Raw genomic sequence first — 15,360 nt, 5'->3', positions numbered from 1 at the left:
TCAATAAAAAGGAGTATCTCCCAATCGTTTAAAGGTAGTACCATCTTCTGATCGTTCTACAAAATATGAGGTATAGATAGACTTAAACAACTGGTACTCCCAGGAAAGCATAATGTTTTTATCCCCTTCAACCAAAAACAAATCGATAGGAACAGGTAATATCGTTTTCTTTGTTGGGTCTACCGCTAGCGTACCTTCTGTGATCTTCCCGAACTTTTCAGGAACCATAGTTTTGATTTTGTAAAAATACGTTTCAGTAGGGTTGATATTGGTATCGACATAGCCCAATCCTGCCAGTGTTGCTGCTTTGTAATTCATATCGGCAGCAAACAAGGCAAAAGCAAAACGCTGTTCTAATTCTTTGGCTTTATTAAGAATTTGCAATAATGTGCCTTGTTCTGTTTCTCCTACTTCAAAACGTTCTCCATATAATGCCTGTGCCAAAATAGCGGCATGATCATTATTGGCTACCATAGTTTCCCATGCTTCGAGAGGAGCAGGTTTTAAAGGGGTGGGTGTGAGTAGCTTTCTCTCTGGTGGATTTAGAATTGTACCATTTCTAGAAATGGTAAACCGCTCGATGGTATATCCATAGGTATTGGCACGTTTCCATGCCACGGGTTGATCTACTGTCCAGCGTAGCATTATTGTATTGCTTTCTGTTTGGGCAATAACTTTGATCGCTGGTGTTTTTTCCTTACTCTCATTAGCTTGCCCAAATACCAGAACAGGTAGACAGAAAACAAACCCAAGTATGTAGCCTATCATTTTCATATACGATCTTTTAATGGGTTTTTATAGGTAAATACGGCACTGCTTCTTTTGATGCCACCCGGTAATACATACTGTAATCTAATCGTATAATTACCATAGCGCATCATCCTAAAACGGCTGTTTAATATCGAAATATCATGGCTTCCGTTGATTCTACCATCTACATGATCATGTAAAACCTGATGATAAATGTCTGAAAAATCGATACTGTACATATCGGTCAGGTTATATAGGTACGGAAATGTAGTACTACGCCAATGGATACGGGTATTATGATGGATACTCTCTACGTACCCGCTCATAACAGGTAATGCCTTTTTGGGAATATACCCAACAATATCGGTTTCCCTACGTAAGCTATATTGTCCTCCTGCTGGATATTTGCTATACAATATTGGATTGATATCGGTGGTAAAATAGGTATCTTTTAATTCGGATTCTGCAACCACCAATGCCTTTTCATCGGTATATTCATTTCCTTGTAGTTCTACTGCCGAAAACCCTTCGTGTTCTTTGATCGAGGTAGCCAGGTAGATTACGTCAGAAGCAATACGCCCCCAATGATTGTAATGTACCCGCATGCTCTTTATTTTATCAGAAAAAGTAGCATACTTACTCGTTACAAAAGGATAAGACAAACGATCTATCACTCCATCTTGCGAGACACTTTCTGCCAGATTGGTAGTCACCTCAAAAGTATTGTCTTTGTCGAGCGTAGTTGTTTGCGTGGTGGTTCCACTGTTTGTTGTACTGCTCGATTGTTTTGGTAAACTAATAATAGAATACGTATAGTTTTTTTCTTTTTGCAAATTAGGTAATGTATAGTTCACCTTATTGGATGCATTATTGTACCCAAATGCGGTGGTGGTCGTTGCCCCGGTTTCTTCTATAAATCTAATTTCACTTTTCCAGTTGGGGTCATCAAACAAATAATCCTGTCCTCGTTTTAATTGTACATACCCAGCTCCATATTCTTTACGATAGAATTGTTGCTGTGCTACTACGGGATACGCATATTGAATATTATGCAACGGAATATGATTGGGGGCAGTACCCGTAGTAAAATTCCGTTCTTCTTTTTCAATGGCTTTTTGACCGTTTTCTGTAATTGTAGTAAACGCTCCATTTATTTTTTCCTGAAAACTTAATACCACAGTAGCTTTTAATTTGGTATTGGGCGGAAGGATATCTTCTGAGAAAAAAGTAGCCCTATCTTTCATGTAGCTCCACTCCAACTCTCCCGGAATTACCTTTCCGCTAACATCGGTCACTTCAAATTTTTCTAATAGTATTTTATAGGTTTTATCAGCTTCATCTTCTGGGATCACAATAGCTTTCCCTATAGGCATGGTAAAGGTAGCTTGTGGAGCAGTAAATACATCTACATCTGAAGCATTGTCTTTGGGGGTAAGGTCTGCGATCATTTTAATCCCTCCTAATGGGGATGCATCGATAAATTCGCATTCTTCACCCAGGGTGACTTTAAATCGGAAACGTCCTTTGACCAATCCCCCTAACAGGTCATAATGCCCACCGACATATCCACGTACCCAAATCGGATTGGGGGCTTTGGCTTGCAATAGTACTGCAGCACCGGCTTTGATAATCGGAATTTTCTTTTTGACAAAGAACAGTTTGATACGTATTCCTAATTCTCCCTGAAGATACGCATAGGCCTGTCCGTTGGCATACCAACCATCGATCCCTACCTGATCCCCGGTATTGGCACATTTGGCTTGTCCATAATCCCGAAGCATGATATCAAAGCCACCGCCAGCTACGAAACGGGCATAAAACATCAAAAACTGCATATCCCCGGTATCGACTTTAAAATCCATACCAAAAGCAAAGCCACGACCAGAACTAAGTGCGTTTTCATCTCGCATATAGTTTAGGGTTTCTGCTTCGACTCCTAATATCTGTGCTACCTCTGGTGGCGGTGGTGGACTAGCAGGCATATAATCACCGATCATAAAATACCCTCCGGTTTCTAAACGTAGGGGACCGAAACCAACTTTAAGCCCCAAACGGTCTTGTGGGGTTCCCATATGAAAATACCATTCGTCTTTTTCGATATGTACTACCGCCCATCCGGCACGCCCGCCAGAAGCACGCCCTTGTACCACACCACCGACTACATCTACATATAAATTGGCTTCGCCATGTAATACTTTGTTCTGAAAATCATACTCGATCCCTATATAGGCATTAAAACCAGCTTCTCCTTCGACCTTGGCAGGGTAACTTTCCTGGGCTACATCTACAAAAGGTTTGGTTTTCTTATTTCCGCTCAATTTATCGGTAACTCCTGATAACCCTGACTTATCAGCCATTTGTTTCATTTTATCGGTAATCGCTTTAGCGGGATTAGGAAGGTCAATCACTTTCATAATATGGGCTTCGCCATATAATCCCATACGGTCTAACCCACCGTTACGGTTAAAAAGCATTTCAAAACCTGCACCACCATTTACTGCTTTTTCATTCATAATACTAAACAGTACCATAGCCTTAAGTCCAAGCCCACTATTTTCATCAGGGACATAGGCCAATCCTGATGGACTAAAAGCAGAGTCAAACCCCCTGCGTTTCATACGGTAAAAAGCGCCCCCACCAAATCCTTTGATCCCAATGGGTGAGGCTTTTCCGGTAGGAAGGTTATCTGCTAGGGCATCTACATACCAGTAACGAAAATCTTTTCTGCCAAAAATGCCATTGGCCTTAATAATAGTTCCTTTTAAAAAGCCCATTTCTAGCGCTATATCTGCCTGGAAACCATCCCCATATTCTGGATCATCCTGCATGATATGAAGTCCACCAGACATTTTAAACCCTCCCAGATTGGCATCAATGGCAATTCTACTAAGGGCTACTTTATCGAGTCTCCAGCGTTGTTTATAGTTTTCTTCTTTGATGATCCCATAAAACTCTAGTCGGGTTTCTGCAGCAAAACCTTTGTCTTGTTTCCCCATCAGGTTTAACTTTAGGTCAAACCCCAATGCGGTATGGGTATCGGTAGCAGTTAATCCTATATTTCCTATGGATACAGGAAAGTTTGCAATACTTACATCTCCCTGATACCCGAAATAATCTACCTGTATAATGGGGGATTCTGTTTGTAAGACCAGGTTCTGAAATTCAACACCCTTAAAATTGATGAGTTTCTTTTCTTTATTACTAGAAGCATCAGAAGTTTTTGTGTCCCCTCCTAATAGGTTGGTAGAAATTGACAAATTACCACTAAGTACGGCTTTAGGCCTAAAGGATTTATCCCTTACCGCTAATTCGATATAAGAGTTAGGGTATAATTGTGCTTTGGCGCCCCAGTATTCAAAATTTACTACATCCAATGCCCCTAATCGCATCAGATATTCATCTTCTGAAATCAAGCCTATATAGGCCAGCCCCAATGTATTTTCTTTTTGCTCTTGTGTAGTGGTAGTTGATGTGCCATCTTCATTTTGGGTAACCGTTGTTTGATTTGAAGAGGTATAGATTTTATCTTTCATACCTTCAGAGATTGGCAATACAACCCGTCCTTCTATAGCAGCTCCTACCAATCTGCTAGCTGCTAAATCTACACCTAAATGGTCTATAGACATCGCCCAGGCTTTTCGTTCATTGGTGACTCCTTCATTGAGTGGCACCAGATTGTTTACCCCGAAATACCCAGATACACCATTATTATCGATGATCATATGGTGTGTTTCAAAAGAAATACGTTTTCCTTCTGCGAGACTACCTCTCGACTTAAATACATCGGGCAATACCACCTCCAGGGATTCTACATATACACCCCGCCAACTTTCTTCTGAAGGAAATAGTAACCCATTATCATAATAGAACTGCGGAAAGGTGACATTTTCTGTACGCACATCACTAAAATCCAATACCGCCTTATTGACATTAAACAAGAATTTATCTTTACTTTTGGTAAGTACGAAAGGAGATAAACTGATCTCTGCAATCATATCATTCCAATCAGAAACAACCATGCCAAAATACCCTGTTACCCTATTGGGGATGGTAATACTTTTACCATCTGCACCCTGATATTGTCTGGTTTCTGGTTCTAATTCTCCGGTAGGTTTAACAGGTAACAATTTATCTCTAGAGAATTGCACTGCTCCCTGAACCCCTATTTCTTTTAATCCATCACAATCGATACTGGCATAGGTAAGGTTATGGGTAATCCCGGTACGATAATCAAAGCCCCCTCTAAAACTCAACATCCAGGCCCCGTTATCAAAAGGAATATTTACATCGCCCATTAATACCAGATTAGCATCCCCAACAATACCGCCTTTATGAGAAATCTTAACATTGTTAGCCCCAAAGAACAACTGTATCCTTTTTCCGGTATCATCGGTTTGTTGCAAAGTAAGACGTGCAAAAGCAGTAAATTCTATATACTGCGTATTGACTTTGGCGTGCATTAACCCAAGTTCGAAACCGGTACCGCTTTCTTCATTATTGTATTTGATCCCTACGGGTAGCGTTTGGATATCCTCATTAGAAAAGGAGTCCACCCATCTGCCTTGAGTTTGAATATCGGCAAACATGGCAGCAACCCGTTGACGGTCTTCCAGAATTTTACCGTTAACAGGGTATTCTGACCGGATACGTTCATAAGTAAACTCTGGTGCTGTTACTAACTCTTGTGATATTGCCGTGGGAAACTGTTTATCTAATAAATCGAGTGCCTTATGGGTAGCATTTTCTATGACATAAACAGAATCTATAGCGATTGTTTCTACAGGGTCTGTACTTGAAAAAGCAAATGGTGACCAGATCAATAGGCATAATAGCACTATGTAAGGATACATTTTGACGTTCATTCAATTTTTATTTTAGGGCTATGTAATATACAAAATTCGTTAACAAATAATTAACAAATAAAACAAAGGAGCAAATATATAACCCATATTACTGTAAAACAATAGGTTAACCAGGTAAAAACACCCCTTTACGTTACTTTTATTTTTGAACAAATACATAGCTAAATTTTGTTATTTTTAATTTTAATTGTTTTAAACACCTAACAATCAATTGATTAAAAACTTATACATTCCAAAAAAATCTTACAAAATAATTTTTTGGAATAAAAAAACTTTTTTGCATTTTTTTTAAAATTCGTCATTTTGCAATGATAATACATCACAGTATCATTTTTTGATATTGGGTATTTTCTTATTTTTTTGATCCCGCTAAAAATCGGGATTAATTTAACTAGCCATTTTGAATTCGTTGTTACCAACTTTTCAATAGGGAGTTGCATAAAAAAATATAAGTAGACGGTTTATTGAGGTTCTTAGGTTGGATTCTTGGGGAATACTATTCATCATTGGAGATTTATTTGTTTAAACCCTTCAAATGATAAAACAACATCTTGGTGATGTATAGAAATTCTTCCTCTATTCATAGAACTGTTTTCTTTTCTTACAGAAATATGGTCTCGCTACACAGAAATGTTGTCTCTTCTTATAGAAATATCTTCTCGGTGCATCGAAACGTCTTCTCTTCTTACAGAAACATTATCTCTTCTTACAGAAATATCCTCTCGGTACACCGAAATATCTTCTCTTCTTACAGAAAAGCTTATTCTCTTTATAACTAACTGGTTTAAACTAGAAATATCGACTTTAGTCACAAAAATTTTCAACCTCCAGCGTTCGAAAACTTCATCCTTCGAATAATATCACAACATAAAGTATCATTAAAATCAAATTGAGTTAAAACTTAAAAAGTACATTTTGTTATATCCTAACATATAGTAGTATATAAACTTTTAATTTTTTGTTTTATGACCAAAGAACAGATTAATAAACTAGAAATGTACCAAGCGGTACAAACTTACTTAGACACCGATACTAACAAATGGAGTGGTGTACCTGTCCTATTAACTTTTAAGAATGAGTTGGATGAGTTACTCATTCAACTTAGAGAAAATAGCGATACTCAAGAGGCAAACCGAATCTTTTTGGGAGCTAATAAAACCACTCAAAAGCGATTTGTATCAGAAAAAGCAGATATCCTAAACGATGCTTTAGAAGCATATGCTGCTGTAGAAGGAGTGATAGCACTAGAACAAAAAGCAGCTAAATCATTTTCTGATCTTTACAAATTGCGAAACCAGGATTTTATTACTGTTATTACAGAAACCATTACCCTTCTAGAAGAACATATAAAAACTTTGTCATATTATGGAGTAACCAAAGATCAGGTTACCGATTTAAAAAACAGTTTTGATCATTTTTTAATCTTGCAGAGGCAACCTCGTCAATATCGTATAGCAGGTAAACAGGCTACCCTATCTCTAGCAGAATTGTTTACAAGTACCAGTAATTTGCTTACTCAAAAGATGGATAAAGTATTTAAACGTTTTAAACGAGCAGATGCAACTTTGTATAATGGATATCTTGCCGCAAGAACTATTGTAAACAACTAGCCACATTACATGGTAGGACCTCTCTCCCGAGGGGTCTTGGCCTTACAAGAGCTATTATAAAACTATTTTGATATCGTTTTATATCAAAAAGATATAACGCAATCCTATAAGTAGGTATGCAACAATAAAGATGATTAAAACCTTTTCTTGTCTTTTAACTCGATGTTTTCCTAAGAGGATTCTTAAAACAAAAGAAGTCGTTATCAAAAATAATACTCCCCAACAGATCAGACAACTAAAATTACGTTCCCAAAGCACAAAGAGTAAAACAGAAATTATGATCAAATTAGTGAATCCTATAAAAATCACATCGTTAATATGCAATCTTTTCTGAATATGATGCATATATACAGTTGCTATAAGCGTAAGGGTACTTGCAGACAATATCAATCCCATTAAGAAACGAAATAAACGGTTATTAGAAATTTCTTGTAGGGGTTTTGCCTACAAATTACAAAAACAGCGAAAAAAAATCAAAAAAAAAATCAAATTAACTAATTTCCTATACGCTATTTAGGATCTTTATTAAAAATCGATTAACAAAGTAAAAGGCCTTGGTATTTTGGCCGTAATTTAGTATTATTAACTAAGTCGTTATGCTTTTTAAACAACTGCATACCAACCAATTTAAACCAACAAATATTAATTTTAGAAGAAACGATGGAATTATGAAAATAGAGCAAATTTATACAGGTTGTCTTGCCCAGGGAGCCTATTATATAGAAAGTGATGGTGAAGTAGCTATTATTGATCCATTACGAGAGGTTGGTCCTTATATAAAAAGAGCACAAGCTAATCATGCCACTATAAAATATATTTTTGAAACACATTTTCATGCAGACTTTGTAAGCGGTCATATCACTCTTGCCAAAGAAACGGGAGCTGCCATCGTTTTTGGCCCAAATGCTAATCCTTCTTTTGATGTGATCATCGCCAAAGACAATCAAGCATTTAACATAGGAAAAATTACAATTATAGCATTACATACTCCTGGGCACACTATGGAAAGTACTACCTATTTATTGAGAGATGAGCATGGAAAAGACCATGCTATTTTTAGCGGAGACACACTGTTTCTTGGAGATGTAGGGCGCCCTGATCTGGCGCAAAAAGCTGCACACATGACACAGGAAGAATTAGCAGGTACATTATATGATAGTCTGCGTAACAAGATTATGCCGCTGGCAGATGATGTGATTGTATACCCGGCTCATGGTGCTGGTTCTGCTTGCGGTAAAAATATGATGAAAGAAACCGTTGATACATTGGGTAACCAAAAAAAGGTGAATTATGCACTGCGAGCAGATATGACCAAAAAAGAGTTTATCAAAGAGCTTATCGATGGGCTATTACTACCTCCTTCATATTTTCCACTCAATGTTCGATTAAACAAAGAAGGATACGAAGATATTGATAGTGTTTTAGAAAGAAGTATTCGTCCGTTAACACCCGAGGAATTTGAAAATTTGGTTAGCAAAACAGGAGCCATAGTTCTTGATGTTCGACATCAAAACGATTTTAGTAATGGTCATATCCCCAGATCTATTTTTATTGGTTTGGACGGTACTTTTGCTCCATGGGCAGGTACTTTAATTGCCGATGTGAAACAACCTATAGTATTGGTTGCTCCTGTGGGACGTGAAGAAGAAACCATTATTCGTCTATCTCGTGTAGGTTTTGATAATACTCTGGGATATCTTGATAAAGGGTTTAAAGCCTGGAAAAAAGCGGGTAAAGAATACGATACCATCGATTCGATATCTGTAGCAGAATTAGAAAAGTTTCTAAATACTAACACTCTTCCAATTTTTGATGTTAGAAAAAATAGTGAATATACCGCAGAGCATATTGAAAATGCATTTAATACTCCATTAGATTTTATAAACGATCATATGCACGCTTTCCCCACTGACAAAACATTTTATGTGCACTGTGCAGGTGGATATAGATCTGTAATTGCTGCATCCATTTTAAAAAGTCGAGGTATTCACAATATCATTGACGTAAAAGGTGGTTTTTCTGGAGTCAAAGAAACAGACATCAAAATCACAGATTTTAAATGTCCTACCTCTCAAAAGTCAAAATAGTATATTGAACTTATCATTCTACTTTTGGTAGTTTCAATCCTTTTACCCAAAAAATTGTAGCCTCATAAAATATCAACGTAGGTTTTATAACCCTGGAAGATGTATCTCTAGGGTGCTTACTGCTAAATCTTGCTTTCGCTTTATTAAAATCTAAAGTATACTCCTCATTTACATCATTTTGATCTGCATGGAAGTAAATGTAGTTATCTTTTGAACTCCATTTTCCTTTTCCATACCGGTTCTCTTCGGGAACTGTTTGTAAATCTCTATAAAAATGAAATAAAAAATCACCATCCTTGTTTAGAGTTAGGGTATACTCGAGCAGTTCATTTTTTTCTGTTTTAAATTTCAGTTCATATATTCCCGCATATGTGGTAGATTGAGCAGATAATGTAATGGCACCAAACAGGAATAAAAGTGTTACTATTTTTTTCATTAGAAATTAAGGTTTTAAAGTACTTTTTTCTGATGCTCAAATTTGGTGCCAAACGGATTCACTCGGATATTTACAATAGGTATAGTAGTAGAGTTTTCTTCTATAAAACAATTTGTATACTCTCTTAACCAGAAATAACAACATTAGCTTTTTCTCTAATTCTATCCAAACACAGATTACCCATACTCCCAACATGTGTATGTTTTTTGGGTTCATCAGAGATATATGTTCCGTTTTGAACTTGATTTCCTATTTTTTGATATGCTCTTCTAAAACTCATTCCTTCCTCGATCAAAGTATTGATAGTATCAACTGTACTTAAATATTGATATTTTTCATCGGTAAGGTCAATCTCTTTGACATTAATTTGTTGTATCGCATAATTAAAAACATCTAATATATCCATTACATCAATAAAAGCCTGAATCATATTTTCTTTTAAAAGTTGAAAATCTCTATGATATCCACTTGGTAAATTATTGGTGATCAATATCATTTCTGAATGTAATGCTTGAATTTTATTGCACTTGGCTCGTAATAATTCGAATACATCCGGGTTTTTTTTATGAGGCATAATACTACTGCCAGTTGTTAACTCATCTGGAAAAGAAATAAAACCAAAATTTTGACTCATATACAAACAAATATCCATTGCAAACCTAGACAGGGTATTACATAGGCTGCCTAAAGCCATTGCAATGGTTCTTTCACTTTTCCCTCTACTCATTTGGGCAGCCACAACATTAAATTTTAAGGTAGAAAATCCTAATTCTCGAGTTGTGAAATCTCTATCTATAGGAAACGAACTTCCGTAACCCGCTGCAGAACCTAATGGGTTTTGATCAACGGTTTTTGTTGCTGCGGATAGTAGCAACACATCATCTAATAAAATCTCTGCATATGCAGAAAACCAAAGTCCGAAAGAAGATGGCATTGCCACTTGCAAATGGGTATAACCGGGTAACACTTTGTCTTTATGAGCTTCTGCCAGCTGTAATAACGTTTCGAACAAAGTTTCTACACTACCTGTAATCTGCTGTAAGTTTTCTTTGTAAAAGAGGTGTAGCGCAACTAAAACCTGATCATTCCTAGATCGTGCAGTATGTATTTTTTTTCCGGCATCACCAATTCTTTTTGTGAGCTCATACTCTATCTTAGAATGTACATCTTCAAACTGCTCTTCAATAACGAATGTTCCATTCATTATTTCTTTTTCAAGAATTAGCAACTCTTTTTTTATATCATAAAACTCTTCATTAGATAATAACTCTATTTCACACAACATCTTTGCATGTGCCAACGAAGCTTGGATGTCATATTTTGCAATATGAATATCTATTTTTCTATCATTACCAATGGTAAACTGTTCTATTATTTTATCGATTAAAAATCCTTTATCCCAAAGTTTCATCTGTTTATGTTTTATTGTTTCGAAGTTATTTAGTTGACTTTTAAAATATATTTTAACCTCTATTGTTATTTATTAATACACCCTTTTACTTCATTCTTTTTAGTATGTGGCTGAAGAATTACACCGCTCAATAATGCTATATAGATTGTTATTCCTTCTTCTATTTCGTTTAGGTAAATAAACTCGTCTGCAGAGTGAGATCGTGTACTATCCCCTGGGCCTAATTTTAGCGAGGGACAGCTCAATACTGCTTGATCTGATAATGTTGGTGAGCCATATGGTTTTCTACCCAGTTGTATTCCTTTTTGAACAAGCTTATGTGAAACCGGAATCGATGATGAGTTTAAGTTTACACCTCTTGGTATTATTTGATCACACGGAGCTTCTCTTTGTAAAATTTCAACAATTTCTTGATTAGAATATTTATCATTTACACGAACATCGATCACAAGGCATACTTCTGCCGGAATCGCATTGTGCTGTTTTCCAGCATTAATCTGGGTCACTGTCATTTTTACATCTCCCAATACAAGTGAGTTTTTTTCGAACCGATATTGCTTAAACCACTCTAATGTTTTTATAGCATTATAGATTGCATTATTCTCATTGGGATGTGCCGCATGACTAGGTCTTCCTTTTACAATAGCGTCAAAAACAACCAAGCCTTTTTCTGCAATTGCCAGATTCATCTGGGTAGGTTCTCCTACAATTGCAACGTCTATTTTTGGAATAACACTTAACATACTATTTAAGCCATTTTTACCACTACTCTCCTCCTCGGCAGAAGCTACGATAACCAGATTATATTGTAAGTTTTCTTGGGCATAGAAATAAGCAAAAGTCGCCAGTAATGACACCAAACATCCTCCTGCATCATTACTCCCTAGTCCGTATAGCTTACCCTCTTCTTCGATAGCCTTAAACGGATATTTTGTATATCCTTTATTAGGTTTTACTGTATCATGATGAGAGTTTAAAAGCATCGTTGGTTTGGATTCATCAAAATACTTATTAGTTGCCCAAACATTATTATTATTTCGTTTATATGGAATTTGATTTTTTTTAAACCAATATTCGATATGAACTGCCGTATCATTTTCTTCTGAAGAAAATGAAGGTGTTTCAATCAGCTTTTTTAGTAATTTGATGGCTTCGTTGGTTAATTGTTGCTGTTTCATCTGTTTATATTTATTGTTTTAGAGGTCAGGTAGAACCTTTTAAACGTGTTGGTTTGATTAGGTATTAATTGTGGTGTGTTTTGATGATGGGTCATATAACATTTCGGGTAAACCAATACAGACTTTTTCTACTTTGTTCTGTATAGCATTCATGCAGTTATCTAGTTTTGGTAACATTCCCTCTGTAATTACCTTGTCCGCAACTAATTTTTGATAGTTCTGCATATTGATATTCTCTATAACCGATTCTTCATCATTTATATCTTCTAAAACTCCTTGTTTTTCAAAACAATAATAAAGTTCTGTTTTAAAATCCTTTGCAAAAGCAATTGCCAATTCTGATGCAATCGTATCTGCATTGGTGTTTAACAATTGTCCATTTTCATCATGGGTTATTGCACAAAAAACAGGAGTGATCATATGTCCTAATAATATTGACACAGTCTTAGTATTTACTTTTTCTATATCACCAACAAAGCCAAAATCAATTTCTTTTGCTGGTCTTTTTTTTGAGATAATAGTATTACCATCTGCACCAGAAAAACCTATTGCGTTACAATGATTTGATTGTAATCTGGCAACTATATTTTTATTTATCTCTCCTGCATACGTCATAGTAATGATCTCTAAGGTAGATTGATCGGTAATACGTCTACCATTAACCATTTGCACATCTAGACCTATTTTTTGAGCAAGCTTTGTTGCAATTTTTCCGCCTCCATGCACCAATATTTTTGGGGAGGTAAGCAGTGAAAAGTTTTTTAAGAAATCGTACAACATGATTTCATTATCGATAATGTTTCCTCCTATTTTTATGATTTTTAACGTCTCCATTACTTTATGTTTTCAAGTATATTTTTTAATACTACCTGGGCCGCAAATGTTCTGTTGTTTGACTGCTCAATACATAAAACACTTCTAGAATCCATGACCTCTTCTGCCACCACAACATTCCTTCTTACTGGCAGACAGTGCATAAACTTGGCATCTCCAAGCTTTTCTGGTGTTATCATCCAATTCTTGTCCTTACTTATTATTTTACCATAATCGGTAAAAGAGCTCCAGTTTTTTACATACACAAAATCTGCATTTTGCAATGCTTGATCCTGATCATACATAACGTGAGTTTGCCCTGTAATTTCTTTATCAAGTTCATATCCCTTTGGATGTACAATCGTTAAATCTACCTCTAACTCCTGCATCATTTTTATAAAAGAATTGGCAACTGCTTGCGGCAGTGCTCTGGGGTGTGGTGCCCATGACAATACCACCTTAGGGTTTGGTTTGGTTTTTAATTCTTCAATAGTGATTGCATCTGCCAGAGCTTGTAAAGGGTGTGACATAGCACTCTCCATATTAATAACGGGAACCGCAGCATACCTAACAAAACTGTTTAGCACCAATTCTGATAGATCTCGTTCTTTATCTTTTAAGGTTGCAAAAGCCCGCACCGCAATGATATCTGCATATTGAGAGATTACCTGAGCAGCTTCTTTTATATGTTCTGATGTATCTAGATTCATAATTACTCCATCCTCAAATTCGAGATTCCATGAATCTGTAACATTTAGAACCATCACGTTCATTCCCAGGTTTTTTGCAGCCTTTTCTGTACTCAATCTTGTTCTTAGACTGGCATTAAAGAAAAGCATAACCAGGGTCTTATGTTTTCCTAATTCAGGAAACTGAAATGGATCTTTCTTTAATTGTATCGCCTCTTTAATAATATTGGGGATATCTTTTACATCGTGTATTGTTGTGTACTTTTTCATCTGTTTCTTTTTAATCTTTCTCAATGGTCAGATAGAATTCACCAATACTCATTTTGGCTAGAACCCATGATATTGTATGACTCATTTCATAATTCTTCTTGTAGTGCTTCAAAAAGCGTATCGATATGTTCTTTTTGAACTGTTAATGAAGGTAGAATCCTCAGCAAATTGGGATTCTTTGCACTTCCTGTAAAAATGTGATGTTTATAAATAAGTGCTTTCCTTAGCTCTGCCACAGGAAAATCAAACTCTAACCCTAACATAAGTCCCCTTCCTTTTACCTCTTTTACTTTCTTAACAGACATTGCTTTATTTTTGAAATACGTGGCAATCTGTTTGGTATTCTCCATTAGGTTTTCTTTTTCTATGACTTCTAAAACTGCCAAAGCAGCACTACAGGCTAGATGATTACCTCCAAAGGTTGTCCCTAATAAACCATGAGATGCTTTTATAGTAGGATGAATTAGGATTCCTCCTATCGGAAACCCATTCCCCATTCCTTTGGCCATCGAAATAACATCTGGCTGTATACCATGTTTTTGAAATGCAAAAAAATCTCCTGTTCTCCCAAATCCACATTGAATCTCATCTGCTATTAAAAGGGTCTGATACTTTTTACATAGTTTTTCTAAGTCTTTAAAAAACAAAGAACTTGCTTCATCCAACCCTCCTATACCTTGAATTACTTCTATAATTACTGCACAGGTTTCATTTTTATACAATTCATTTTCAATTGCTTCGAGGTCTCCAAACTCAAAAAAAGTAACCTCTTGTTGTGCATTTATTGGTGCTATAATTTTAGCATTATCTGTAGCAGCTACCGCAGCAGATGTTCTGCCATGAAAACCATTTTTAAAAGCAATTACCTTCTTTTTTTGAGTATGAAACGAAGCTAGTTTTAATGCATTTTCATTGGCTTCTGCCCCCGAGTTACACAAAAAAAGTTCATACTTATCACAACCAGAAACTTTACCCAACTTGGTTGCAAGTTGTTTTTGCAATTTATTTTGAATAGCATTGCTATAAAACCCAAGTGTTGCCACCTGATTCGAAATGGCATCTACATATTTTGGGTGCGAATGCCCTATAGAAATTACAGCATGTCCCCCATACAAGTCTAAATACTTTATATCGCTTTCGTCATATACGAATACATCTTTTCCCTTGGAAGGAGTGATATCAAACAAAGGATATACATCAAACAATTTCATATCTATTTTTATAATTTTAATTAATCAATTCATCATTTAACAA

General features: G+C 36.1%; 12 protein-coding genes. 2 read left to right on the top strand and 10 right to left on the bottom strand.

Going from position 1 to position 15,360, the window contains the following annotated elements; all coding sequences use genetic code 11:
* From ABW636_RS11390 to ABW636_RS11380, 3 genes are all read right to left on the bottom strand, one after another.
* Positions 1 to 774 carry a fibronectin type III domain-containing protein gene (locus ABW636_RS11390; protein ID WP_367590123.1) on the bottom strand — a complete coding sequence of 258 codons (774 nt, stop codon included), beginning with the start codon at positions 772 to 774 and terminating at the stop codon, positions 1 to 3.
* A complete protein-coding gene (locus ABW636_RS11385) occupies positions 771 to 5,612 on the bottom strand; it encodes a hypothetical protein (RefSeq protein WP_367590122.1) in 4,842 nt (1,613 codons plus the stop codon). Before ABW636_RS11385 ends, ABW636_RS11390 begins: the two co-directional genes overlap by 4 nt.
* Before the next feature lie 620 nt (positions 5,613 to 6,232).
* Positions 6,233 to 6,424, bottom strand: coding sequence for a hypothetical protein (locus ABW636_RS11380; RefSeq protein WP_367590121.1), 192 nt, complete (start codon positions 6,422 to 6,424; stop codon positions 6,233 to 6,235).
* Between the two features lie 153 nt (positions 6,425 to 6,577).
* Here ABW636_RS11380 and ABW636_RS11375 point away from each other — a divergent pair, with 153 nt between their 5' ends.
* Positions 6,578 to 7,222 (top strand): hypothetical protein, encoded by a 645-nt coding sequence (locus ABW636_RS11375; protein WP_367590120.1) that lies wholly within the window; start codon positions 6,578 to 6,580, stop codon positions 7,220 to 7,222.
* Positions 7,223 to 7,300: 78 nt separating this feature from the next.
* On the opposite strand, the gene ABW636_RS11370 is transcribed toward ABW636_RS11375, so the two are convergent.
* On the bottom strand, positions 7,301 to 7,618 hold the full coding sequence (locus tag ABW636_RS11370; protein WP_367590119.1) for a hypothetical protein: 318 nt from the start codon (positions 7,616 to 7,618) through the stop codon (positions 7,301 to 7,303).
* A 272-nt stretch (positions 7,619 to 7,890) separates the two neighbouring features.
* On the opposite strand from ABW636_RS11370, the gene ABW636_RS11365 reads away from it, so the two are divergent.
* Entirely contained in the window at positions 7,891 to 9,309 is a 1,419-nt protein-coding gene (locus tag ABW636_RS11365) for an MBL fold metallo-hydrolase (RefSeq protein WP_367590139.1), read from the top strand.
* A gap of 13 nt (positions 9,310 to 9,322) precedes the next feature.
* Here the strand turns inward: ABW636_RS11365 and ABW636_RS11360 are convergent, their stop codons facing one another.
* From ABW636_RS11360 to ABW636_RS11335, 6 genes are all read right to left on the bottom strand, one after another.
* Complete coding sequence (locus ABW636_RS11360; RefSeq protein ID WP_367590118.1) at positions 9,323 to 9,745, bottom strand: hypothetical protein; 423 nt, start codon at positions 9,743 to 9,745, stop codon at positions 9,323 to 9,325.
* A 124-nt stretch (positions 9,746 to 9,869) separates the two neighbouring features.
* Positions 9,870 to 11,156, bottom strand: coding sequence for an argininosuccinate lyase (gene argH, locus ABW636_RS11355; RefSeq protein WP_367590116.1), 1,287 nt, complete (start codon positions 11,154 to 11,156; stop codon positions 9,870 to 9,872).
* Positions 11,157 to 11,221: 65 nt separating this feature from the next.
* Positions 11,222 to 12,334 carry a M20 family metallo-hydrolase gene (locus tag ABW636_RS11350; protein ID WP_367590115.1) on the bottom strand — a complete coding sequence of 371 codons (1,113 nt, stop codon included), beginning with the start codon at positions 12,332 to 12,334 and terminating at the stop codon, positions 11,222 to 11,224.
* Positions 12,335 to 12,391: 57 nt separating this feature from the next.
* Positions 12,392 to 13,168 carry an acetylglutamate kinase gene (gene argB / locus ABW636_RS11345; protein ID WP_367590114.1) on the bottom strand — a complete coding sequence of 259 codons (777 nt, stop codon included), beginning with the start codon at positions 13,166 to 13,168 and terminating at the stop codon, positions 12,392 to 12,394.
* Positions 13,168 to 14,106, bottom strand: a complete 939-nt coding sequence (locus ABW636_RS11340; RefSeq protein ID WP_367590113.1) for a Rossmann-fold NAD(P)-binding domain-containing protein — start codon at positions 14,104 to 14,106, stop codon at positions 13,168 to 13,170. Before ABW636_RS11340 ends, argB begins: the two co-directional genes overlap by 1 nt.
* Before the next feature lie 86 nt (positions 14,107 to 14,192).
* Complete coding sequence (locus ABW636_RS11335; RefSeq protein WP_367590112.1) at positions 14,193 to 15,317, bottom strand: aspartate aminotransferase family protein; 1,125 nt, start codon at positions 15,315 to 15,317, stop codon at positions 14,193 to 14,195.
* Positions 15,318 to 15,360 lie beyond the last annotated feature (43 nt).

Source organism: Aquimarina discodermiae (assembly GCF_040786235.1).
In the GTDB taxonomy this organism is placed as follows: domain Bacteria; phylum Bacteroidota; class Bacteroidia; order Flavobacteriales; family Flavobacteriaceae; genus Aquimarina.
Note: the sequence above shows the minus strand (reverse complement) of the source record. Positions and strands in the feature narration are given on the sequence as shown.